Here is a 23947-nt window from a genome sequence, read left to right as displayed (position 1 = left end):
GTCACTTGGTCGCGGTGTCCTTCGCGTCGGTGGTCTCGGTGCCTTCCTTCTCGTCCTCCTCGAGGACCGGGATCAGCGACAGCTTGCCGCGCTGGTCGATCTCGGCGATCTCGACCTGGACCTTCTGGCCGACCCCCAGCACGTCCTCGACGTTCTCCACGCGCTTGCCGCCGGCGAGCTTGCGGATCTGCGAGATGTGCAGCAGGCCGTCCTTGCCCGGGAGGAGGGAGACGAAGGCTCCGAAGGTGGTGGTCTTCACGACCGTGCCCAGGTACCGCTCGCCGACCTCGGGCATCGTCGGGTTGGCGATGCCGTTGATGGTGGCGCGGGCGGCCTCGGCGGCCGGGCCGTCGGCGGCGCCGATGTAGATGGTGCCGTCGTCCTCGATGGTGATGTCGGCGCCGGTGTCCTCCTGGATCTGGTTGATCATCTTGCCCTTGGGGCCGATGACCTCGCCGATCTTGTCGACCGGGATCTTCACGGTGATGATCCGCGGCGCGTTGGGGGACATCTCGTCCGGGACGTCGATGGCCTCGCTCATCACGTCCAGGATGTGCAGGCGGGCGTCGCGGGCCTGCTTGAGGGCCGCGGCCAGCACGGAGGCCGGGATGCCGTCCAGCTTGGTGTCGAGCTGGAGGGCGGTGACGAACTGGCGGGTGCCGGCGACCTTGAAGTCCATGTCACCGAAGGCGTCCTCCGCACCGAGGATGTCGGTGAGGGTGACGTAGTGGGTCTCGCCCTCGATCTCCTGGGAGATCAGGCCCATGGCGATGCCGGCGACCGGCGCCTTGAGCGGCACGCCGGCGTTCAGCAGCGACATGGTGGAGGCGCACACCGAGCCCATGGACGTCGAGCCGTTGGAGCCCAGCGCCTCGGAGACCTGGCGGATGGCGTACGGGAACTCCTCGCGGGTGGGCAGCACCGGGACGATCGCCCGCTCGGCCAGCGCGCCGTGGCCGATCTCGCGGCGCTTGGGGGAGCCGACGCGGCCGGTCTCGCCGGTGGAGTACGGCGGGAAGTTGTAGTTGTGCATGTAGCGCTTGCGCGTCACCGGCGAGAGGGTGTCGAGCTGCTGCTCCATGCGGAGCATGTTGAGGGTGGTGACGCCCAGGATCTGGGTCTCGCCGCGCTCGAACAGCGCCGAGCCGTGGACCCGCGGGATCGCCTCGACCTCGGCGGCCAGGGTGCGGATGTCGGTCAGCCCGCGGCCGTCGATGCGCTTCTTCTCCTTGATGACGCGCTCGCGGACCAGGGCCTTGGTCAGCGAGCGGTACGCCGCGGAGATCTCCTTCTCGCGCCCCTCGAACTGCGGCAGCAGCTTCTCGGCGGCCAGCGCCTTGACGCGGTCGAGCTCGGTCTCGCGCTCCTGCTTGCCGGCGATGGTCAGCGCCTGGGACAGCTCGTCGCGGACGGCCGCCTGAAGCGCCTCGTACACGTCGTCCTGGTAGTCCAGGTAGATCGGGAACTCGCCGACCGGCTTGGCGGCCTTGGCTGCCAGGTCCGCCTGGGCCTTGCACAGGGCCTTGATGAAGGGCTTGGCGGCCTCCAGGCCGGCGGCGACGACCTCCTCGGTCGGCGCCTCGGCGCCGCCCTTGACCAGCTCGACGGTCTTCTCGGTGGCCTCGGCCTCGACCATCATGATCGCCACGTCGCCGTCGGGCAGGACACGGCCGGCGACGACCATGTCGAAGACGGCCTCCTCCAGCTCGCTGTGGGTGGGGAAGGCCACCCACTGGCCGCGGATCAGGGCGACGCGGGTGCCGCCGATCGGGCCCGAGAAGGGCAGACCGGCCAGCTGGGTGGAGCAGGAGGCGGCGTTGATGGCGACCACGTCGTAGAGGTGGTCGGGGTTGAGCGCGAGGATCGTCTCGACGATCTGGATCTCGTTGCGCAGGCCCTTCCTGAAAGACGGGCGCAGCGGGCGGTCGATCAGGCGGCAGGTGAGGATCGCGTCCTCGCTGGGGCGGCCCTCGCGGCGGAAGAAGGAGCCGGGGATCTTGCCCGCGGCGTACATCCGCTCCTCGACGTCGACCGTCAGGGGGAAGAAGTCCAGCTGCTCCTTGGGATGCTTCGAGGCGGTGGTGGCCGACAGCACCATGGTGTCGTCGTCCAGGTAGGCCACGGCGGAGCCGGCGGCCTGGCGGGCCAGGCGGCCCGTCTCGAAACGGATGGTACGGGTGCCGAAGGATCCGTTGTCGATGACGGCCTCGGCGTAGTGGGTCTCGTTCTCCACCAGGGAATTCTCCTCGTCTGCGTCCGTGCCCGTGTGGCGCGGACGGTTGCGGTGGAGCGTCTTCCCGTGCGGGCCGGTCTTCGATCGAAGCTCCCGGGGCCTTTTCGCCCGGGGGCCACTACCGAGGACCGGCGGCGTGAAGGCGCTCCGCCTCGTTCTCATATGTCGTTGTGGGACCAGACTACAAAGCTTCCGGTCTCCGTGAGTGCCTGTGAGGTGCCGCGAGTACGGCGAAGGGAGCGGTTCCCCTGCCGGGAACCGCTCCCTCTCACGGCGTACTACCGGGCGCCGGCCGCACCGCGGCGGATGCCCAGGCGCTCGACCAGCGCGCGGAAGCGCTGGATGTCCTTCTTCGCCAGGTACTGCAGCAGGCGGCGGCGCTGGCCGACCAGGAGCAGCAGGCCCCGGCGGGAGTGGTGGTCGTGCTTGTGGGTCTTCAGGTGCTCGGTGAGGTCCGAGATGCGGCGGGTGAGCATCGCGACCTGGACCTCGGGGGAGCCGGTGTCGCCTTCCTTGGTGGCGAACTCGGCCATGATCTGCTTCTTCGTAGCGGCGTCGAGCGACACGCGATACTCCTTGGGTTTTCGTCGAGGCCACCGAGTGCCCCTGGTCTTCCGCGCAGGGGATCTTCCACGACTCGGGAGGCGGGGTCCGCTGGGCGCTGCCTCCAGGTGGTCACCGGAAGACGCGTACACAAACGGCCGCCGACAACCCTACCAGCCGTGCGACGGGCCGCTCGCCGCGGGCCGCCACCGAGCAGCCGAGCCCCCGGCGCGGCCGAGCCCCCGGGCCGGCCGGGAGGTCCGTCTCAGCCCGTCATGCTCCGTGCCGCGGAGTAGGCGTCCAGCACCGCCAGGCACAGCGGGATCAGCGACAGCAGGACGAAGCCCTCGGCGAAGTCGAGGAAACGGCCCCAGAAGGGAGTGACGCCGCGCCGCGGCACGATCAGGCCGATGGCCGTGGCCAGTGCCGCCGCGCCGGCCAGGGCGGCCGAGAGCCAGACGGTGCGCAGATCCAGCGGACCGCTGTCCCCGGCCAGCAGTTCGCCCACCAGGTCGGCGGGCGGGTTGAGGGCCAGACCGAGGGCGAGGAGCGCCAGCGCGGCCAGTCCCGCGGCGAGGGTGCAGGCGACCTGGGCGGTGTAGCGGAACAGGCGGGCGCGCGTCAGCGCCGCCAGGCCGGCGGCCAGGGCGAGGAGCTGCCCCCAGCCGGAGTCGGAGAAGCCCAGGACGGCCGCCGAGGCGACGGTGACGGCCGAGCAGCCGCCGACGAGGCCGAGCAGCGTCTCGTGGCCGCGGCGGGCCTGGGCCGCGATGCGGTCCGCGTCGACGGGGCCGGCGGTGTCGGGGGCGGCGTCGGGGTCCTCGTCGTAGCGCATGGTGCCGGTGCGCGGCGCGTTGTAGCCGATGGGGAGCCGGGCGAACCGGGCGGACAGGCCGGGCAGGAAGGCGATGGCGCCGATCGCCACGGGGGCGCACACGGCCGCGGTCTGCACCGGGCTCAGCTCGGCGAGGATGCCGGTGAAGGTGGCCAGGGTGCCGATGGCGGCGGCGAAGGCGGCGGCGACGAACGGGCCGTCCCCGCCCGGCGTGGCGGCGATCAGGGCGGCGGAGGCGACGAGGACGGCCACGCATCCGAGCAGGAACTGGAGTCTGCCGATGCCGCCGCCGTCCGCCAGGGGCAGCAGCCCGGAGCCGGCGATCATCACGTGCGGCAGGGAGGCGAGTCCGAGCGCCGTCGCGCTGGGGCGGTCTTCGTACACCCGGGCCCGTACCGCCGCGAAGGCGATCAGCAGCACTCCGGTCACGGCGGCGAGGACGCCCGGCAGGCTGTGCATGTCGTGGCGGACCGGATCGGCGAACCACAGCACGAAGGCCATGAGCGACAGCAGCACCACGCCGCCGACCAGCCCGGCGCCGCGCATCAGGTCCTCGCTCCACATCCTGCGGTCCTTCGAGACCGCGGAGGCGACCGCGTCGGAGACGTCGTCGAAGACGGCCGGCGGCAGCGACTCGGCGAACGGGCGGAGGCTGAGGACCTCGCCGTCCAGGACCTGCTGGGCGGCCAGGGAGCGGGCGCTGTCGAGCACACCGCCGTCGCGGCGCACCAGGTGGTAGCCGACGGGTGCGCCCTCGGCGGAGGCCTGGCCGCTGAGGCGGAGGATCTCGGGGTACAGGTCGGCGACCGGGACGTCCTCGGGGAGTGCCACGTCGATACGGCTGTCGGGCGCGACGATGGTGACCCGGCAGAAGCCGGTGGCGGCTGCCGGTGCAGTCGTACTCACCTTGAGATCCCCCTCGTGGGCTGCTCGCTGGCTCACTGGCTCCACACGATGCGCACGGACCTTTTGCGGTAATCCCGCGTTCTCCCGCGGCTTTTCACCCCTGGCCGGCCGCTCACGCTGCGCATATGTCGCGCGCCACCCTACCGCCCCCCGGCACCGTCGGCTGCCAGTAGTATCGCCCCGCGCGGACGGGGTCCGTCGCCACGGGGGCGTCGGCAGACACACCACCGTCCCGCTCTGCCCGAGGGATTGATGCTTCCGTGAGCCAGATCGTCGTCAAGCGTCCGCCGCGGGTGCTGCCGCCCAGCGTGCCCGGCGAGGATCTGAGGCTTGAACCACCGCCCGAACTCCCGCGAGGACAGCAGGAGAGCGTGCTGTTCCAGCTTCTGCCGATGCTGGGCATGGGCGGTTCGGTGGTCTTCTTCTTCATGCCGAACGCCCATCCGTTCATGCGCATCATGGGCGTGATCATGATCGCGTCCACCCTGGCCATGCTCATCGCCACCATCGTGCGGTACCGGCGGGGCACACAGGGCGAGATGGCCCAGATGCGCCGCGACTACCTCAAGTACCTGGCCCAGACCAGGCGCAGGGTCCGCAGAACGGCGCGGATGCAGCGGGACGCGCAGTACTACCTGCACCCCTCGCCGGACCAGCTGTGGGCCCTGGTCGCCGAGTCCTCCCCGCGCTTCGCCGGGGAGGCGCCCAGCCGGGTGTGGGAACGGCGCGCGAGCGACGACGACTTCGTGCACGTGCGTGTCGGCCTGGGCGAGCAGCGGCTCGCCACCGCGCTGGTGGCTCCGGAGACGGCGCCGGTGGACGAACTGGAGCCGCTGACGGCCGGTGCCATGCACCAGTTCCTGCAGACGCAGGGCACCGTCGCGAACCTGCCGATGGCCGTCTCCCTGCGCGCCTTCTACCACCTGACGGTGAGCGGCGACCCGGACTCGGTGCACGGTGCCGTCCGCGCCATGCTCGCCTCCCTGGTCACCCTGCACTCCCCCGAGGACCTGATGGTCGGCGTGGTGACGGGGCGGGACGGCGCCGAGCGCTGGGAGTGGGCCAAGTGGCTGCCCCATGTCCAGGTCCCCGGTGTCGCCGACGGCGCGGGCAGCGGACGGCTGATCACGGGCGACCCCGCGGGCCTGGAGCATCTGCTGGGCGCGAAACTGGAGGGCCGCCCCCGCTTCAACTCCTCCGCACCGCCGCTGCTGGACCAGCCGCATGTGGTGGTCGTGCTGGACGGCGGCTCCGTGGTGCCCCCGGACTCGATGCTGGCCTCCGCCGAGGGGCTGCAGGGGGTCACCGTCATCGAGGTCGTCCCCGGTGACATCGGCAGTCCGCGCGGCGGCCTGTCGGTGGTCGTACGCCCCGGCGAGCTGCGGCTGGAGTCGGCGCACGGCGCGGTGTACCAGGGCCGGCCCGACTCCCTCTCCGCCGAGGCCGCCGAGGCGCTGGCCCGGCAGCTCGCCCCGCTGCGCATGGGCACGGGCGGCGACGACGACGAACCGCTGCTGGCGAACCTGGAGTTCACCGACCTGCTGAGCCTGGGCGACGCCGCCTCGGTCGACGTACGGCGCACCTGGCGACCACGGTCGACGGCCGAGCGGCTGCGGGTGCCCATCGGCGTGGGCGAGGCCGGCCAGCCGGTCATGCTGGATCTGAAGGAGGCCGCGCAGGATGGCATGGGTCCGCACGGCCTGTGCGTCGGCGCGACCGGTTCGGGCAAGTCGGAGCTGCTGCGCACCCTGGTCCTGGGCCTGGCGGTCACGCACTCCTCGGAGACGCTGAACTTCGTACTGGCGGACTTCAAGGGCGGCGCGACCTTCGCCGGGATGTCTCAGATGCCGCACGTGGCGGCCGTCATCACCAACCTGGCCGACGACCTCTCGCTGGTCGACCGCATGGGCGACTCCATCCGCGGCGAGCTCAACCGCCGCCAGGAACTGCTGCGCGACGCCGGCAACTACGCCAACGTCCACGACTACGAGCGGGCCCGGGCCGCGGGCGCCCCGCTGATCCCGCTGCCCTCGCTGGTGCTGGTCATCGACGAGTTCAGCGAGCTGCTGACGGCCAAGCCGGACTTCATCGACATGTTCATCCAGATCGGCCGCATCGGCCGTTCGCTGGGCGTGCACCTGCTGCTGGCCTCGCAGCGTCTGGAGGAGGGCCGGCTGCGCGGTCTGGAGACCTATCTGTCGTACCGGATCGGTCTGCGCACCTTCTCCGCGGCCGAGTCCCGCGCGGCGCTGGGCGTGCCGGACGCGTACCACCTGCCGTCGGTGCCCGGCTCGGGCTATCTGAAGTTCGGCACCGACGAGATGGTCCGCTTCAAGGCCGCATACGTCTCCGGGACCTACCGCTCCGGCGCCTCCGTCTCCGCCGGGGCCGCCGGCGGGCCGCTGCCCGCCGAGCGCCGGCCGGTGCTCTTCACCGCCAGGCCGGTGCCGGTGCCCGCCCCCCGGCGCGCCGAGCCCGCCCCGGCCCCCGTGCCCGCCGCCCCTGCCGACGACGACGCGCTGGCCGACACCGTTCTGGACGTCGTCGTGCGTCGGCTGGAGAACCAGGGCCCGGCCGCCCATCAGGTGTGGCTGCCGCCGCTGGACCAGGCATCGCCGCTGGACGAGCTGCTGCCCGGTCTGACGGTGGCTCCCGGCCGCGGTCTGACCCAGCCGGACTACCAGCACGCGGGCCGGCTGACGGTGCCTCTGGGCCTGGTGGACAAGCCGTTCGAACAGCGGCGCGAGACGCTGCTGCGGGACTTCTCCGGCGCCGCGGGCCACATGCTGGTCGTCGGCGGTCCGCAGTCGGGCAAGTCCACCCTGCTGCGCACCCTGATCGCCTCCTTCGCCCTCACCCACACCCCGCAGGAGGTCCAGTTCTACGGGCTGGATTTCGGCGGCGGCGGTCTGACGGCGGTGAGGGACCTGCCGCACGTGGGCGGCATCGCATCCCGGCTGGACCCGGAGCGGGTACGGCGGACCGTGGCCGAGGTCGCCGGTGTGCTCAACCAGCGCGAGGAGTACTTCCGGGCCGGCGGCGTCGACTCCATCGCCACCTTCCGGCGCCGCCGGGCCCGCGGGGAGATCACCGACCAGCCGTGGGGTGATGTGTTCCTGGTCATCGACGGATGGGGCGCCTTCAAGCAGGAGTACGAGATGCTGGAGGCCGTCGTCACCGACATCGCCTCCCGCGGTCTGGGCTACGGCATCCACGTCGTGGTGGCGGCCTCCCGGTACATGGAGGTGCGGCCGGCCCTGAAGGACCAGCTGCTGAACCGGCTGGAGCTGCGGCTGGGCGACACCATGGACTCCGAGTTCGACCGCAAGGTCGCGGCGAACGTACCCCCCGGCGTCCCCGGGCGCGGCCAGACGCCGGAGAAGCTGCACTTCATGACCGCGGTGCCGCGTATCGACGGCGTCGCCTCCGACGAGGAGCTCTCCGACGCCACCGCCGCGCTGACCCGGGCGGTGGCCGACGCCTGGCAGGGGCCCGCGGCCCCGCCGGTGCGGCTGCTGCCGCGCGAGCTGCCCGCCGACCGGCTGCCCGGGGGCGGCGACCACCCGCGGTACGGCGTCGCCTTCGGCATCGACGAGAACACCCTGCAGCCGGTCTTCGTCGACTTCGAGACCGACCCGTTCTTCCTGGTCTTCGGCGAGAGCGAGTCGGGCAAGACGGCGCTGCTGCGTCTGCTGGCCAAGCAGATCTGTGAGCGCTACACACCCGACGAGGCGCGCATCGTCGTCGCCGACTACCGGCGCTCGCTGCTGGGCGACATCCCCGACTCCCACCTGATCGTGTACGCCGCCATGTCCAACGCCATGGACACGCACATGGCCGCGATGAAGGACCTGATGGAGAAGCGCACCCCGCCGGAGGACGTCACCCCGCAGCAGCTGCGCGACCGCAGCTGGTGGCACGGCCCGAAGATGTTCATGGTCATCGACGACTACGAGCTGGTCTCCACCTCCGGCGGCAACCCGCTGGCGATGCTCTCCGAGCACCTGCCCTTCGCCCGGGACATCGGCGTCTGCTTCATCATCGCCCGCAGTTCCGCCGGGGCCTCCCGCGCCTCCTACGAGCCGTTCATGCAGCGCATCAAGGAGCTCGGGGCCCAGGGTGTGGTCCTCTCCGCCGACCCCGGCGAGGGCGACCTCCTCGGCAACGTCCGCGGCCGGCCGATGCCGCCCGGCCGGGGCCACTTCGTCTCCCGCAAGCGCGGGGCCCCGCTGGTCCAGGTGGGCTGGCTGCCCCCGAACTGACCCTCACGGGCGGCGGTACGTCCGGCCTCGCGGGCCGTGCCGCCGCCTCAAGGTCTTCCCCCGTACCGGAGAACCCCATCGACCGCTCCCCACACCCCGTCGCGGGCCGCTGCGGACAGCGAATCCCGAACGTGTCCGCGAGCCGTCTCGAACCGGCGTTCCCCGTGGTCGGGAGGTTGCGCGGACGCCCCTCGGAGCGCGCACCGGGCTGTTATCTTGCCCGGGGGCCGTGAGCCGCACAGCGCCGCGCCGTGCCCCCCAGATTCACCGAGGCCGTACCGCGGATCCGCGGTACGGCGTGGCACGGGGGCACGCTCCCGTCGCCGGCGTCCGTCGAGGAAGGACACTGATGGGGACTCAGCAGGAGAAGGACGAGCTGTACGCGATGGACATCTCCGACGCCGTGTGGGAGAGCGCGCCCGGCGGTCCGGAGGACGAGAAGGTGGAGATCGCCCATCTGCCGGGCGGCGCCGTGGCCATGCGCAACTCCAAGGACCCCGACACCGTGCTGCGCTACACCGCCGCCGAGTGGCGGGCCTTCGTCCTCGGGGTCCGCGACGGGGAGTTCGACCTCAAGCCCTGAGACCTCGCGCCCCGGACCTCTCACCGGCCGGGAGACGGGCCGGAAATCGGGCGGGAAGCGGGCGGGCGCCCGGTGGCCGGATGTGTGTCCGGTCACCGGGCGCCCGCCGATGTGCTCGCGGCAGACCCGAGGGTTCAGAACTCGAACCGCTGAGCCGCCTTGCGGTCCGTCCGCTGGTAGCCATTGGTCGACTCGACCAGGTTGTCGGCGATGGCGTTGAGGGTGGTGTTCAGGCCGCTGACGTCCCGGCTCCAGCCGGCGTGCTTGGCCCTGAAGGCCTGCTTCGCCTCACCGTCCCAGGTGTTGACGACCTTCATCACCTTGTCCTCGAGGTCGTTGAGCTGGTTCGTCAGTTCCTTGGCCGCATTGCGGACGTCCTCCGCCGCGGCGACGACGGTGCCATAGGTGATCTTGATGGTCATTTCGGCCCCTGTCTTCTCTGTACGGCTGTTACTTGACGGTCGGGGTGATGCCCGTACCGGCGAAGTCGCTGATCGGGCTCGCCTTCGCCAGCTGGTTGAACTTCTCCATCTGGTCGATCTCGTTGGCGGTGAACCCGTCCTTGCTCGCCTGGAGGGCCTCCTCGATCATCTGGAGCCTGCCGTCCAGCTTCCGGGCGTACTCGTTCGTCTCCCGCTGGAGCCGGTCGTAGGAGCTCGCGGCATCGCCCTTCCACGCGCCCTGGATCGTGTCGACCACGGCGTTCAGGTTGGAGATCTTGCTCTTGAGCTTGGCCTGCATGTCGTTGACCTGACCGATCAGCGACTTGAGGTCGGCATCATTTGACTGGAAGTCGCCGCCACCTTCTCCGGACATACCGTTCTCCTCGAATCGGGTTGATGGTGTTCACTGGCTGGTCGTCATGGGTGCTCCGCGTACGGGCCCCCGTCATGTCCCGCGGATCGTCCTCCGCACGAGAACGAATGCGCCGGCGACCACGATGGCCGCCGCGGCACCCGCCCCCAGGTAGATCCACAGACTGCCGTCGTCCTCCGACGCGGCGGCCGCGGCCCCGCCCTGGTCCTTCCGGTCCTCGTCCGCTCCCCCGGCGCCGTCCCGGTCGTTCTTGCCGTCGCTCTCCCCCTCGGAGGAGGACGCCTCCGGCGGGAGGGTCGGTTCCGTGGCCTCGATCGGGTTCGTGCCCGGGTCTCCGGGGTCGCCCTTGCCTTCGAGGAGGTGGATGCGGGGCCGGACGGCACCGTATCCGATGTAGACGCTGGAGGCCCCCTCTTTCCGGTCCTTGCGCCCGGCGGTGTCCACGAGCACACGCAGGACCTGATTGGCCGTCCAGTCCGGGTTCTTGGCCCAGATCAGGGCCGCCGAGGCTGAGGCGATGGCGGTGGCCGAACTGGTGCCTCCGTCTCTGACGCAGTACTTCTGGAAACTCTCGTCGCACCATCCGGGCATCTCGCTTCCCGGGGCGGACAGGTCCACATTGACGCCGTACTGGGAGAAGCCCGTCACCTCGCCCTTCTCGTCAGTGGCGCCCACGCCGACGACGCCGGGGTACGAGGCGGGATACTCCGGTCTGTTCTTCCCTTCGGCGTCGTTTCCGACGGAAGCGAAGAGTAGTTTCCCTTTTCCGATGGCGTACTCGACCGCTTCTGCTCTGGCTGGGTCGTAGTACGGACCCCCGAAGGACATGTTAATGATCTTGGCGTCACTGTCGGCCGCCGCACGGAGCGCCTTCACATAGCCGCTGGTTTCGGACTTGCTGTTGAGACCCTTCAGTGGAATTCGGTACGGGATGACCTTCGCTCCAGGGGCCAGCCCTCGAACGCTTCCGTTCTTCCCCGTACCAACGATGACTTCAGCCATGTCCGTCCCATGGCCGAGGTAGTCGTCGGTGGCCTCCCCTGGAGCCCCTGTCATGTCCTCCCCGGGCAGCACCTGGCCCCGGAGAGCATCGGTGGAGTCGTTGACGCCGCTGTCGATGACGGCCACTTTGACGCCCTCGCCCGTGCTGACCTTCCACATCTCCTCGGCCCGCATGGCGTCCAGGTACCACTGCTGCGAACGGACACCGTCCGCTTGAGCTACAGGTGCCGTCCCGACGAGGCATACGGTCCATGCACCGGTTACAGCCAGCACGGAGAACAGGCGCCGTCGCATCCCCTGCGACGGCAACCTGCGGCCGTGGTCGTGTCCTGCCGTCATCGCCGCTCTCTGTCGTGGGTTAGTCGATAACCGGAGGGGCGATTCCGTTGCGCCCCGTCCGCCAAGTCTCTTCGTCCTCGGTGAGGTAGTCGGGCCTGCGGGAGTCCTTCCGGTTCTCCTCACGGGGGCTGGCGCTTCCGCCGCGGGGTAGCGCGCCCGTCGTGCTCTGACCGCTCCCACCCGTTCCGCCTGTGCCACCTCTGGCCAGCCCGGAGCCACCAGGTGTGAAGGGACGTACCGCGCCACCCTGTCCCGGGGTGTTCCGGGGAGCTCCGACGACACCGCCGCCGGTCGCCGCGCCCGGCCTGCGCCCGGTGGAGCCGCTGCCCGCCCCCGAGCCGACCGCTCCCGTACCCGCGGCTCCCCCCGGAGGGCGTCCCGTCATGCCGTGTTCCGCTCCGACCACGGTTCCGCGCGGGAGACGAGGTCCGTTGGACGTCCCTTGGCCCTGCTGCGGAGTTCCCCCGAAGATGCCGCTGCCGCCCCGCCCCATGGGTGGTGTCGTCGCGGTGGGCGCCCTTCCCACGGAAGGGCCGGAGCCTGTGACCGGACGGGGGTTCCGGTTGTTCGTCGGCGGAACGGCGGGCTGGCCACCCGCACGCCCCGTGCCGGTCTGGCCAGGCCCCTGGCCGGGAGCGTGTGTGGTCGGGAGCCTGGATGTCCCCACCTGCTTGAGGTTCCCCCCTCCCCTGTGAGTAGGAGCGGGGGCAGGGCCGGGCAGGGTGGGCCCGGGCGTGGCGGGCCCACCACCCACCGGGGCGGGCGAGGTGCGCGGACCGGTGTCGGCGGGTGCGGGAGGCGCCACGGGAGCGACGGTGTTGAGATCCGTGCGCACAGGCTCCTGAGGAGCGGGGGCTCCCCCGACGAAGCCGGGCTCGCTCGTAGCGGAAGGCGTCGCTCCCATGCCGGTGGCCTGCGAGCCGCTCACCGTCCCCCCGCCTCCATGGCCAGGAGACGCGGAGACACCCCCGCCCCCGGGGACGGGTTTTCTCCCCTCCTCGCGCGGCGCCGGCGGCATGCCGACGTTCGGCATCGGGCCGAACTCCGGCTCCTCCAGGTCCTTCATGTTGTCGTGCGAGACCTTGTAGTAGGAGGCCAGGCGGTTCATCTGGTTGATGGCCTCCTGGCGGTTGTCCTCCTTCTTCTTGGCCAGCTTGTACTTCTCGTTGGACTCGTCGCGCTCCTCGGGCGGGATGCTCTCCAGGCGCGGCGCGGCCATGACCGCCGGGTCGCGCTCGGGCATGCCGCCACGCACCATGGACAGGCCGACACCGGCGGCCTTCAGTTGGGTGCTGGCCTTCTCGGTGAAGTCCGCGAGGAGCAGGGTGTTCCTGCTCAGCTTCCGGCCCCACTCGCGGAAGCTGTCGCCGAACTCGCCCTCCCAGTCGACCTTGTCAATGTGCTTCTTGAGGTCGTCGCCGACCTGTCTGATCTTGCCGCCCGCGTCCCAGAGCGTGTCGGCGGCGTTCTCGATGTCGGCCGGGTCCGCGTCGTCCACCAGGGAGAACATCTCTTCGAGATCCTTGTTCTCGAAGTCCGTGGTGCCCATGGTGCTGTTGCGCGCGGCCGTGCCCCCGAACAGGTCGACCGGGACGAGGGCGCCGCTGCGCTTGAGGTCGGTCATGACGAGCTGTGCCGCGACGAACGGCTCCTCGGGTCTGTCCTGCCCGTTCTGCCCGTCCTTCTGGTCGGTCATGGTCGTACCTCCCCCGTCAGTAGGTGACCCCGGTGGCCTCGTCCTTGGGCGGCTGCTTGTCCGCCGCTTGCTGCTGCTGGTACTGGTGGGCCCTGGTCTGGAGTTCCCAGAAACGCCGCTTCAGGTCGTCCTCCAGGTTGCCGAAACCGACGTCGGCGCCGTGGACGGCGATGCGCATGGCCTCGATCTGGTCGCCGAGGACTCCGGAGAGCTTGGTGAGCTGGGTGTGGACCCGGGCGTACTGCGAGTAGACGCCGTCCGCCTCGGCGAACTCGCCCCCGAAGGAGGACCGCTTCACTTCCTGCTGTCCGACCCTCGTGGGAGAGGCGGGCGAACTCTCCAGCTCCTCCAGGATGTTGTCGACCCGGTTCTTGAAATCCTTGAGCGACTCGAGTTCACCCTTGAGCTTCTCGGCCGGCACCCCCATCAGGCTCCCCCTCCGCCTGCTCCAACGCACATCCCGATCTGTGCCCCATCACTCTAGCCACTGCCTGTGACACGACGGCAACCCGGTTCTCCGGCACGTCACATGGGCGTCCCGGCACCGGGGGCGCGCCCCTCGGCCGGTCCCCGTCTGCGCCGCCAGTCCCGGTACACCAGCGAACCCCCGGCTATCACCGACACCAGGACGCCTCCGCCGACCACCGTGTAGGTGCCCAGGCGCCTGTCGCGTTCCTGCGGGGTCTCGCCGAGGTGGAGTTCGGCCGGGGTGGGCGGTTCGGCCCGGTCCACGCCCTCGCGGGCCACCGGCTTCTCGATCGGTCTGTCGTCCTCGGTGAGCGCCCGGACGGGGTCGACGACGCCCCAGCCCACATGGCGGTCGTGCCCGGGTACGGACCGCTCGGCGGTCTGCGCGATCTGGGCCGCGATGTGGTGCGGTTCCCAGTCCGGGTGCTCGGCCACGAGCAGGGCCGCCACGCCCGCCACATAGGGCGCCGAGAAGCTGGTGCCGTTGTCGGCGCAGTGGCCTCCGCCCGGGACCGTGGAGATCATGTCGACGCCGGGCGCGGCGACGTCCACGAAGTCACCCGACTGGGAGAAGGGCGCCCGCTCGTTGTTGCGGTCGGAGGAGGCGACGGCGATGACTCCCTCGTAGGAGGCCGGATAGGTCTCCTTCACGTTGCCGCCCAGGCCGTCGTTGCCGGCCGAGGCGACGATGACGACCTTCTTGGCCAGTGCGCGGTTCACCGCCTGCTCGAGTTTCGAGTTGGGCTTGAGGGCCCTGGTGGTGTCCTGGGAGATGTTGATGACCCTCGCCCCGACGTCGACCGCGTGGTCGATGGCCTCGGCCATGCTGTCGGTGTTTCCCCTCCCGGCGGCGTCGTTCTGCTGGATGGGGATGATGGTCGCGTCGGGGGCGATGCCGACGAAGCCGGTGTTCTCCGCCGGGCGTGCGGCGATGATGCCCGCGACCTTGGTGCCGTGGCCGACGGTGTCCTCCGTGCCGTCCTTCGCGGGTGGCTCGGGGGCGTTGCCGTACTCGTCCTTCTCGGGGGCGGGCAGGTTGCTCATGCCCAGTTCGGCGTCGACCGCCTCCTTCAACTGGGGGTGGTCGTCGTCCACTCCGGTGTCGATGACCGCGACCTTGACGCCCTTGCCCTTCGTCTTCTCCCACAGCTGGTCCAGGATCACCCGTTTCAGCGACCAGGGCCTGCCCTCGAAGGGTTTGGCGGGGAAGGTGCACTGCCCGGTGTCCGCGGCGGCCGGCGGTGCCCAGGCCAGAGGGCCGGTGACGGCGCCCAGGGCCGTCAGGCCGATCGCCGCGGCCGTCGGGAGCGCCGCCCACCTCGTCGGGACGGGCGTGGTGGGGGCCGAAGTGTCCGTCATCTCGCGCTCTCCCGGCTCAGGAACCCTGCGGCTGCTTCGCCGCGCTCGTGCTCAGCCTCGGTCCGGTCGGCAGGAAGCCCGACCAGGCGGCGGGCACCGGCACCGGCCGGACACCCTGGTAACCGAGCATGATCTGCGCCTGGTTGCCCTCCTGGACGCTCTGCGCCGGGTCCTTCTTCCTGCCGTCCGTGCCGATCTCGGACTCGTCCCGGCCGCTGTCGGTGTTCGCCTGCACCGCGTAGCGCAGGCCGGTGTCGGTCACCAGGAAGACTCCGCCGGACCCGGTGTCGCGCCCCGTGACCTGGCGGAAGAGCAGGCCCGATCCGGGGGTCACGTAGGCGTTGGTGGCCCCGTTGGGCAGGGTGGCCGGATAGTCCTCGCCCGCCCAGGTGCTGAGTGTCGTGGTGCCCTTCTTCTCGTCGACGCCGCGCAGCACGCCGCACAGGGCGTTCCGGCCGCTGTCCGCCCGGTTGACCGCGCTCGGTTCCGCCTCGGGCCAGTTCCGGCTGCTGCCGTAGAAGGTGCTTTCGGGCCGGATGGTGCCGGCGCTGACCTCCCGGGCCTTGCCCTGCTGGCCGAGCGCGGTGGCCTGCGGGCTGTTGAGCAGCAGCTTGGCCATGAAGTCGGTGACCGGCCTGATCTGGCCCTTGAGCACCACGTAGTGCTGGTGTCCGGTGCCGGAGGGGGCGCGCAGCACCATGCCGACCTGGTTGGCCTCGGCGTCCAGGTCGCCGGGGGCTCCGGCCGGGGTTCCCATCTCCTCGATCCCCTTGGGGAACTGGACCGGATCGCCCTGCTTGAAGGTCTTGAGCCAGTCGCCGGTGACGTCCTGGGGCCGCGTGTTGCCGACGACGGTGCGCAGCAGCGTGTCGTCCGCCTCGATGGGGTACGCGGTGCCCTGCGCGTCGACGATGTGGAGCTCCTTGCCGGGGCCCCTGACGTACATCACCTGGCCGCCGCGCAGCCGGTTCTTCCCCTCGACCCGCTTGGCGTCCCGGTCGGCGAGGACGAAGACCGCCTTCTGCACGCCGTCGTCACCGGGCTGGACGCACACCGCCCAGCGTTTGGCCTTCGTCGCCTCGTCCTTGCCGGGCAGCCGGTCGGGTGCGTAGGGGATGCCGATGGTGGCGCCGTGCGGGATCTTCCCGCTGTCGAGGACCTTCTCGTCGACCTCGACGATCCCGAACTTGCCGGGGTCCAGCAGGAGTTTCGCGGAGGCCAGGTTGAGCACCGGATGGAGCTGCTTCTTCCCCCTGGTTTCGAGGACGACGTAGCGGGTGGTGGACTCGCTGCCGATGATGACCTTCTCACCGGGGTTGTCCCAGCCCTTGGGCGCCTTGGGCTTGAACATTCCCCAGGCCCCGAAGCCCGCCAGGATCACCACCCCGATGACCAGCCCTGGGAGTACCGCCCGCAGCGGACGCGGCGCCCCCTCCTCGGTCCCGGTCGGTGTGGGCTGGAGGAATGCCGAGACCAGCCGCTTCTTGGCGAAGGTGTAGGCGTTGAGCTCGTCCCGCCGTGATGCCATCTCTCGCTGTTTCTCCCCACTGGTGGGCCCAGTGTCCCCCGGGATTCCGGAGCACCGCCACTGCTGTCTTCTGTCGGTCCGGGCCCCTACTATGCCCGTTGGCGATCGGCCCTCGCTGCTCCGGTAGGGTGATCGCCCGACCAACGCCCTGGAACGTCAGGGCGATTACGGACACAAGGGGATTTACAGGGGATGGGGACCGCCACGCGGGCCCGGACCGCCACGTCCGCGCCCGACAGCCCGGCGCCGGACGGCGCACGCCCCGAGCCCGCGAGGCCGCGTCCGGTGCGCCCGGCCACGCCGCGCGCCGAGGCACGCCGCGGCCTGGGGCCGCTCCGGCTGCACCATCTGGTTCTGGCCGAGCTGGCCGCGGCGGGAGTGCTGGCCGCGGCCGCCGTGCACGAGGTCCTGGTGATCCCGGCGGCCGTGGTGGCCGTCGCCCTGCTGCTCGTGACGGTGCTTCGGCGGCGCGGCCGTCCGCTCCCGGAGTGGCTGGGCACCGTCGTGGCGCTGCGCCGTCGCAGGCGGCGGGCCGCCGCCGGGGGGCTGCCGCCGGGCACCGACCCGGGTCTGGCCCCGGCCGTCGAGTGCGATCCGGCCCTGCGCAGCCTGACCTACGTCGACCGCGAACGGCGCGGTGTCGGCATGGTGGGGGACGGCACGTTCCTGACGGCCGTGCTGCGCGTCGAGCCCCGCCCCTCCGCTCTGCGCCCCGGCCCCGACGAGCGGCCCCTGCCGCTGCGGCTGCTCTCCGAGGCCCTGGAGGTGGACGGCATCCGGCTGGAGTCGGTACAGGCGGTGCAGTACACCCAGCCCGCCCCGGCGCCGCATCTGCCGGCGCAGTCGGTGGCCGCCTCCAGTTACGGCCCCCTCCAGGCGTCGTGCGGCGCACCGGCCGTACGGGTGACCTGGGTGGCCCTCAAGCTCGACCCGGAGCTGTGCCGGGAGGCGGTCCAGGCGCGCGGGGACGGACTGGAGGGCGCGCAGCGCTGTCTGGTGCGCGCCGCGGACCAGTTGGCGAGCCGGCTGGCCGGTGCGGGGTTCCGGGCGACGCTGCTGCCGGAGCAGGAGCTGGTCACCGCGCTGGCGACATCGGCCGGGGCGAGTCCGGCGGCCACGGCGCGGGCCGGGCGTCCCGACTCCGCTCCCGCACGGCGCACCGAGGAGAAGGCCCGTGCCTGGCGGTGCGACGACCGCTGGCACACCACGTACGCGGTGGCGCGCTGGCCCGAGCTGGGGCCGGGGGCCGCTCCGCTGCCGTCGCTGGTGGCGTCGCTGACGGGGCTGCCCGCCCTGGCCACCACCTTCGGCCTGACCCTGAGCCGGGGCGGGAGCCGTTCGGTCGCGATACGCGGACATGTGCGCATCACCGCCCGCAGCGACGCCGAACTGGTCAGTGCCCGGCATGTACTGGAGCGGCTGGCGCGGGAGCGCCGTGTCGGAATCGCCCGGCTGGACCGCGAGCAGGTGCCCGGGGTGCTGGCGACACTGCCGCTGGGAGGGACGCGCTGATGCCCGGATCCGCCGACTCGGTGCGCACGGCCGCACGTCCCCGTCTGGGGTTCGGACTGCGCGGGCCGCGGACGGCCCGTCATGTCCTGTCCGTGGAACAGCTGGACGCGCTCGCCCTGCCGGTCGGTGACGACGGGGTGGTGGCCGGGGTCGACGTCGAGGACCGTCCGGCCGTCATCGGCCTCCACCACCCGGCTCCTCACGACGTGGTGCTGATCGGCGGGCTGTGGACGGCTCAGGTGCTGGCGTTGCGTGCGGCGGGCACGGGCGCGCGGGTGGCCGTCGAGACCGGCCGGCCCCAGGCGTGGACGGGCCTGGCCCGGGCCGCGGGGGGTGACCAGCAGTGCATGACGCTCCATGACGTCGGCCGGGTGCCGCCGCTGGGGGCCACGGCCGTCTCGCCGGTCGTGGTGATCCGGGACTGCGGGATGAAGCCGCCGCGCGGACGGGTCTCCTCGGGGCCCTGGCAGTCGGTGCTGACGCTGCTTCCGTATCTGAGCCCGGTGGCTCCCCGGCTCCTCAGAGGCGCCTCGCTCGCCGGTGTCCAGCAGGTCTCCCCCGAGGAGGCCCGGCAGGTGGGCAGAATCCTCTCCCTGTCCCGGCAGGAGTCCGAGGCGTTGTCCACGCTCGCCGACGGTGTGACGCTGTGGTGCACGGGCCGGGACCGGCGGTTCGTGCTGACCCGGCCCACCGACGCCGAGACGGGGCTGCTGGGCGTGGCCCGGCGGCTGGACTGACGCCCGCCGCCCGCCCTGCCGCCTGCCCGCTGTCCGTCTGTCGTCCCGTCATCGGGCCGTTGTCCGAGTGGGACAGCACCGGCATGCCGTTTCGGCGCCTGTGGCGACTAGGGTGGGCGTGCGCGCGGCAGGACATTCCGAAGGAACGGGCCGGAGGCCGCGGCGGCGGGGCCGGTGGCAGCGCCCGCCCGTCGTCAGGGAGCGGTCCGCGCGGTTCGACCGGGGTGCTCGACCAGATCAGCAGGAGGCATTGTGAACAGCGACCGGGACGAGATCCGCGTCGACGGGATCGAACCCGGCGACGACCTGCCCAAGGACGAACTCGACGCCACAGGCGAGTTCACCATCGACTACACACCGCCTGCCTGGTACACGCGGAACACCGGCCCCGCTCCGCAGGCGCCGGCCGCTTCCGCGGGCTCCGCGGGCGGAGCGGAGACGGACGGGAGGGACGCGGACGCCGGTACCGGTACCGGTACCGGTGCCGGTGCGCCTCCCGCCTTCCCCCCGGTGACACCGCCCCAGACTCCGGCGGCGGACGTCCGGGAGGAGTCCGGCGAGCCGCGGACCGGCCCGGCGCCGGAGGCCGTTGACGGCGGTGGGGACGGACCCGATGCGCGGGACGGCCGACAGGCGGAGCATCCCGCCGGCGACGGCCCCGTCACCGACGCGACCATGCGTTTCTCCTCCGCCACGCTGCGCCGGGAGATCGCCGAACGGCGGGCGGCCCAGGAGTCCGCCGAGGGCGGGGACGGCCGGCCGGAGAACGTGGACGGTGAGCCGTCCGGCGGCGTGCCCGCCGACGAGGCGTCCCCGGCACCGGTGCCGTCCGCCGACTCCGAGGCCCTGCCCCGGCCCCGGTCCGAGGACGACGCGGGTGAGGAGCCCGAGACGGCCGCCGGGCCCGAAACCGGAGCCGCCGGTGAGCCGCACGGCTCCGCTCCGCAGCCCCCTGCTCAGCCGCCGTGGCAGACCGCTCCGGAGGGCGGTGCACCGGTCGGGCTGCCGCCGCTGCCGCCGCACTTCCAGCCCGCCGCTCCTCCGGCCGGTGCACCGGCACCGGCCGCGCCCAACCCGCCCGCGCCGCAGGACGGTTACCCCCTTCCGCAGCCGCAGGTACAGCCCCAGCCGCCGGCTGCGCCCAACCCTCCTGTCCCGCAGGGTGGTTACGGCTTCCCCCAGCCACCCGCCGCCCCCAAGGCCGAGCCCGAGCGCCCGCAGCCCGTGAACGCGCCCAACCCTCCGGCTCCGCAGAGCGGTTACGGCTTCCCCCAGCCGCAGGGACAGCAGCCGCCTCGGCCCCAGCCTCCGGCCGCACAGCAGCCCGGTCCGCCCCCTGGGCCCGTGACCGGTCAGGCCGGAGTCCCCATGCCGCCCCCGGAGCCCGCCTCCCAGGACGGTTACGGCTTCCCCCGTCCCCAACCGCAGCCCCAACCGCAGCCGCAGCCGCAGCCGCAGGCAGCGCCCAACCCTCCGGCTCCGCAGAGCGGTTACGGCTTCCCTCAGGCCGGCCCCTCCCAGCCGCTGCCTCCGGCCCAGCCCTCCGCACCCGGCCCGCAGCAACCGCAGCAGCCGCCTCAGGACCCCCGTGCGGGCTCCGCCTGGCCCGACCCCCGGCAGCAGCCTCCGAGTCGGCCGGGCGCGCTCGGGTACACCGCGTCGGTGGAGCTGTCCTCCGAACGCCTGCTGAACCAGAAGAAGAAGCCCCGCCCGCAGAGCAACCGCGGCGGCTCCCGCTTCCGCATCGGAGCCAGGAAGGAGGAGGCCGAGCGGCAGCGCAAACTCGGTCTCATCCGCACCCCGGTGCTGTCCTGCTACCGCATCGCGGTGATCAGCCTCAAGGGCGGCGTCGGCAAGACGACGACCACCACGGCGCTCGGCGCGACGCTGGCCAGCGAGCGGCAGGACAAGGTCATCGCGATCGACGCCAACCCGGACGCGGGCACGCTCGGCCGCCGGGTGCGGCGCGAGACGGGTGCGACGATCCGCGACCTGGTGACGGCGATCCCGTACCTCAACAGCTACATGGACATCCGCCGGTTCACCTCGCAGGCCCCCTCCGGCCTGGAGATCCTCGCCAACGACGTCGACCCGGCGATCTCGACGACCTTCAACGACGAGGACTACCGCCGTGTCATCGGCGTGCTGGGCCAGCAGTACCCGATCATCCTCACCGACTCGGGCACCGGCCTGCTCTACAGCGCGATGCGCGGCGTCCTCGACCTCGCCGACCAGCTGATCGTCATCTCCACCCCGTCCGTGGACGGCGCCAGCAGCGCCAGTACGACGCTGGACTGGCTCTCCGCCCACGGTTACGGCGATCTGGTGCAGCGCAGCATCACGGTCATCTCCGGGGTCCGCGAGACCGGAAAGATGATCAAGGTGGACGACATCGTGGCGCACTTCAAGACGCGCTGCCGCGATGTGGTGGTCGTCCCGTTCGACGAGCACCTCGCGGCGGGCGCGGAGCTGGATCTGGACATGATGCGGCCCAGGACGCGCGAGGCGTACTTCAACCTCGCCGCCCTGATCGCCGAGGACTTCTCACGCCACCAGCAGGAGCAGGGCCTGTGGTCGCCCGGCGGGAACCCGCCGCTGACCGCGCCGCCCGTCCCCGGTCAGCCCCAGCAGCAGCCGCAGCCCGGCCGGCAGCAGGCACAGGCCCCCTACCCGCCGCAGCCGCACCCCCAGCAGCCCTACGGGCAGCCCCAGCCGTATCCCCAGCAGCAGCCACAGCAGCCGCCGCACCCCGGCCACCAGCCGTATCCGGGCGGGCCCGGCCCCTCGCAGCCGCAGCCTCAGCCGCAACAGCACCCCCAGCAGCACCCTCACCAGCAGCCGCCCGGTGCCGCGGGGCCGCCCGCACCCGGCGCGCAGTGGCAGCAGCCGGAGCGGTGACGGCGCCGCGCCGCCGCGGAACGTGAACGGGCCCGCCGGCCCGAGCCCCTCAAGGGGTTCGGGCCGGCGGGCCCGTCCTTCCGTCCGTCCGCCGTACGCGGGCCGGAACGCTCAGCCCAGCAGCTCCTTCGCCACCCGCACGTCCTCGGCCATCCGCTCCAGCAGCCCCTCCAGCGTGTCGAACCTCTCCTGGCCGCGGATGTAGGCCAGGAAGTCCACCGCGACGTGGAGCCCGTAGAGGTCGAGGTCCACGCGGTCGATGGCGTACGCCTCCACCGTCCGCTCGGTCCCCTCGAACTGCGGGTTGGTGCCGACGGAGATCGCGGCGGGCATCGACTCGTCCTCCACCACCAGCCATCCGGCGTAGACGCCGTCGGCGGGGATCGCGGTGTGCGGCAGCGTCTCGACGTTGGCCGTCGGATAGCCCATCTCGCGTCCGCGCTGCGCGCCGCGGACGACGACGCCCTCCACCCGGTGCGGCCGGCCCAGCACCTCGGCGGCCCCCATCACGTCGCCCTCTGCGACCAGGCGGCGGGTGAGGGTGGAGGAGAACGGCTCACCGCCGCCCGCCTCCCCGCGCTCGAACAGGTCGACGACCATCACGTCGTAGTCGTACGTCCGGCCCAGCTCGGCCAGGGTCTCCACGGTGCCGGCCGCCCGGTGGCCGAAACGGAAGTTGGGCCCCTCGACGACGGTGCGGGCGTGGAGTCTGTCGACCAGTACCTTCACCACGAAGTCGGCAGGTGACAGCTTCGAGAACTCCTCGGTGAAGGGCAGGACCAGAACCGCGTCCACGCCCAGGCCGGCCATCAGCTCCGCGCGCCGGTGGTGCGGAGCGAGCAGCGGCGGGTGGCTGCCGGGCCGCACGACCTCGCTGGGGTGCGGGTCGAAGGTGACGACGACGGCCGGTACGCCCAGCTCGCGGGCGCGGTCGACCGCCCTGCCGATGATCAACTGGTGCCCGCGGTGCACCCCGTCATAGGAGCCGATGGTGACGACGCTGCGCCCCCAGTCCTCGGGGATGTCCTCCAAGCCACGCCAGCGCTGCACAGTGCCCGCTCCTCGCCGAATGCCAGTGGATGGTGCCGGGTCCAAGGGTGCCATGACCCCCCGTCGTGTTCGCACGGGGACCCGCGCCGGAGGGCTCCTGCCGAAAAGCGCCCCGGCGCGCGCCGTGATTCACTCCGCGCGCCCGCCCGGCGGGGTGATTCCGGTCCTCCTGGTGGACAGGGATCCGGTTGCGCACAGGAGGGGGATCGTGGGTGCGGGCGCCGGACTCGGCGCCCGCACCCACGGTGCGTACCACCGTCTTCGCCGGACCGGGTCAGGCGAAGACGGCCAGGCTCCTGGCCCTGCCCCCCTGCTCCTCGACCAGCGCGAGGAAGCGTTCCCCCGGCCCGAAGACCGCGACCGGTCCGGGACGGCCGGACGGGGGCATGGCGATCCGCACGCCGTTCGCCAGCAGCCTCGCCTGCCGCTCGTCCACGTCCCAGCGCGGGAAGGCGGCCGCGGCCGCCTCGCCGACGGGCATGACGGTCAGCGACTCCTGGTGCTGCTCCAGGGTGCGCGCCGCGTCCAGGCCGTACGGGCCGACCCGGGTGCGGCGCAGCGCCGCGAGGTGGCCGCCGACTCCCAGTCCGGCGCCCAGGTCGCGGGCGAGCGCCCGGATGTAGGTGCCGGAGGAGCAGACGACGGAGACCAGCAGGTCCAGCACGGGGGTGCCGTCCTCGGCACTCCCGTGCCGCACGTCGTGCACGGTGAAGGAGGAGACGGTGACCGGCCGGGCGGCCAGTTCCACCTCCTCGCCCTCGCGCACCCGGGCGTAGGACCGCTTTCCGTCGACCTTGATCGCGCTGACCTTCGAGGGGATCTGGAGGATGTCGCCGGTCAGCTTGGCGACGCCGTCGTCGATCGCCTCGCGGGCGATGCCGTCCGCCGGCGTGGAGGAGGTGATCTCGCCCTCCGCGTCGTCGGTGACGGTGCTCTGGCCGAGGCGGACGGTGCCGACGTACTCCTTCTCCGTCAGCGCCAGGTGCCCCAGCAACCGGGTCGCCTTCTCGATGCCCAGGACGAGGACACCGGTGGCCATCGGGTCCAGCGTGCCGGCGTGCCCGACCCGGCGGGTACGGGCGATGCCGCGCATCTTGGCGACCACGTCGTGGGAGGTGAAGCCGGCGGGCTTGTCGACGACGACCAGCCCGCCGGGCTCCTGGGTTCCTTTGCGTGCCAC

Annotated in this window: 17 protein-coding genes; 5 read left to right on the top strand and 12 right to left on the bottom strand. The window is 72.0% G+C overall.

The genetic code is table 11. From position 1 onward, the window contains the following. Position 1: 1 nt before the first annotated feature. The 3 genes from BM237_RS18185 to eccD all read right to left on the bottom strand — a co-directional run bounded on the left by BM237_RS18185 (position 2) and on the right by eccD (position 4517). Positions 2-2233: a polyribonucleotide nucleotidyltransferase gene (locus tag BM237_RS18185; protein ID WP_093850740.1), complete on the bottom strand. Its 2232-nt coding sequence runs from the start codon at positions 2231-2233 to the stop codon at positions 2-4. A 278-nt stretch (positions 2234-2511) separates the two neighbouring features. Then, entirely contained in the window at positions 2512-2799 is a 288-nt protein-coding gene (gene rpsO, locus BM237_RS18180; RefSeq protein WP_093662273.1) for a 30S ribosomal protein S15, read from the bottom strand. A 242-nt stretch (positions 2800-3041) separates the two neighbouring features. Further along, the gene (gene eccD / locus BM237_RS18175) at positions 3042-4517 is read right to left on the bottom strand and encodes a type VII secretion integral membrane protein EccD (RefSeq protein WP_093850739.1); all 1476 of its coding nucleotides are present in this window, start codon (positions 4515-4517) and stop codon (positions 3042-3044) included. A gap of 260 nt (positions 4518-4777) precedes the next feature. On the opposite strand from eccD, the gene eccCa reads away from it, so the two are divergent. Together eccCa and BM237_RS18165 are read left to right on the top strand one after the other, a co-directional pair. Continuing rightward, positions 4778-8779 carry a type VII secretion protein EccCa gene (gene eccCa / locus BM237_RS18170; protein WP_093850738.1) on the top strand — a complete coding sequence of 1334 codons (4002 nt, stop codon included), beginning with the start codon at positions 4778-4780 and terminating at the stop codon, positions 8777-8779. Between the two features lie 349 nt (positions 8780-9128). Beyond that, complete coding sequence (locus BM237_RS18165; protein ID WP_031508379.1) at positions 9129-9362, top strand: DUF397 domain-containing protein; 234 nt, start codon at positions 9129-9131, stop codon at positions 9360-9362. Positions 9363-9496: 134 nt separating this feature from the next. Here BM237_RS18165 and BM237_RS18160 read toward each other — a convergent pair whose 3' ends face one another. The 7 genes from BM237_RS18160 to eccB form a co-directional block, all read right to left on the bottom strand. Beyond that, a complete protein-coding gene (locus BM237_RS18160) occupies positions 9497-9784 on the bottom strand; it encodes a WXG100 family type VII secretion target (RefSeq protein WP_093850737.1) in 288 nt (95 codons plus the stop codon). A gap of 28 nt (positions 9785-9812) precedes the next feature. Continuing rightward, entirely contained in the window at positions 9813-10178 is a 366-nt protein-coding gene (locus BM237_RS18155) for a WXG100 family type VII secretion target (protein ID WP_093850736.1), read from the bottom strand. Positions 10179-10250: 72 nt separating this feature from the next. Next, positions 10251-11354 carry a S8 family serine peptidase gene (locus tag BM237_RS18150; RefSeq protein ID WP_245793721.1) on the bottom strand — a complete coding sequence of 368 codons (1104 nt, stop codon included), beginning with the start codon at positions 11352-11354 and terminating at the stop codon, positions 10251-10253. Between the two features lie 184 nt (positions 11355-11538). After that, on the bottom strand, positions 11539-13215 hold the full coding sequence (locus tag BM237_RS18145; protein WP_093850734.1) for a WXG100 family type VII secretion target: 1677 nt from the start codon (positions 13213-13215) through the stop codon (positions 11539-11541). A 16-nt stretch (positions 13216-13231) separates the two neighbouring features. Further along, positions 13232-13642 carry a DUF2563 family protein gene (locus BM237_RS18140; protein ID WP_093850733.1) on the bottom strand — a complete coding sequence of 137 codons (411 nt, stop codon included), beginning with the start codon at positions 13640-13642 and terminating at the stop codon, positions 13232-13234. 98 nt (positions 13643-13740) lie between these two features. Further along, the gene (gene mycP, locus BM237_RS18135) at positions 13741-15042 is read right to left on the bottom strand and encodes a type VII secretion-associated serine protease mycosin (RefSeq protein ID WP_093850732.1); all 1302 of its coding nucleotides are present in this window, start codon (positions 15040-15042) and stop codon (positions 13741-13743) included. A gap of 16 nt (positions 15043-15058) precedes the next feature. Continuing rightward, entirely contained in the window at positions 15059-16570 is a 1512-nt protein-coding gene (gene eccB / locus BM237_RS18130) for a type VII secretion protein EccB (protein ID WP_093850731.1), read from the bottom strand. 192 nt (positions 16571-16762) lie between these two features. Here eccB and eccE point away from each other — a divergent pair, with 192 nt between their 5' ends. The 3 genes from eccE to BM237_RS18115 all read left to right on the top strand — a co-directional run bounded on the left by eccE (position 16763) and on the right by BM237_RS18115 (position 21717). After that, positions 16763-18082: a type VII secretion protein EccE gene (eccE, locus tag BM237_RS18125; protein ID WP_093850730.1), complete on the top strand. Its 1320-nt coding sequence runs from the start codon at positions 16763-16765 to the stop codon at positions 18080-18082. After that, positions 18082-18819 (top strand): hypothetical protein, encoded by a 738-nt coding sequence (locus BM237_RS18120; RefSeq protein ID WP_093850729.1) that lies wholly within the window; start codon positions 18082-18084, stop codon positions 18817-18819. The genes eccE and BM237_RS18120 overlap by 1 nt, the downstream gene beginning before the upstream one ends. A 252-nt stretch (positions 18820-19071) precedes the next feature. Further along, positions 19072-21717: an SCO5717 family growth-regulating ATPase gene (locus BM237_RS18115; RefSeq protein ID WP_093850728.1), complete on the top strand. Its 2646-nt coding sequence runs from the start codon at positions 19072-19074 to the stop codon at positions 21715-21717. A gap of 111 nt (positions 21718-21828) precedes the next feature. Here BM237_RS18115 and BM237_RS18110 read toward each other — a convergent pair whose 3' ends face one another. Together BM237_RS18110 and truB are read right to left on the bottom strand one after the other, a co-directional pair. After that, positions 21829-22767, bottom strand: a complete 939-nt coding sequence (locus BM237_RS18110; protein ID WP_093850727.1) for a bifunctional riboflavin kinase/FAD synthetase — start codon at positions 22765-22767, stop codon at positions 21829-21831. A 274-nt stretch (positions 22768-23041) separates the two neighbouring features. After that, on the bottom strand, positions 23042-23947 hold the full coding sequence (truB, locus tag BM237_RS18105) for a tRNA pseudouridine(55) synthase TruB (protein ID WP_093850726.1): 906 nt from the start codon (positions 23945-23947) through the stop codon (positions 23042-23044).

The sequence above is a fragment of the Streptomyces mangrovi genome, from assembly GCF_900114215.1.
Classification (GTDB): Bacteria; Actinomycetota; Actinomycetes; order Streptomycetales; family Streptomycetaceae; genus Streptomyces; species Streptomyces barkulensis.
This window is presented reverse-complemented; position numbering and strand designations above follow the sequence as displayed.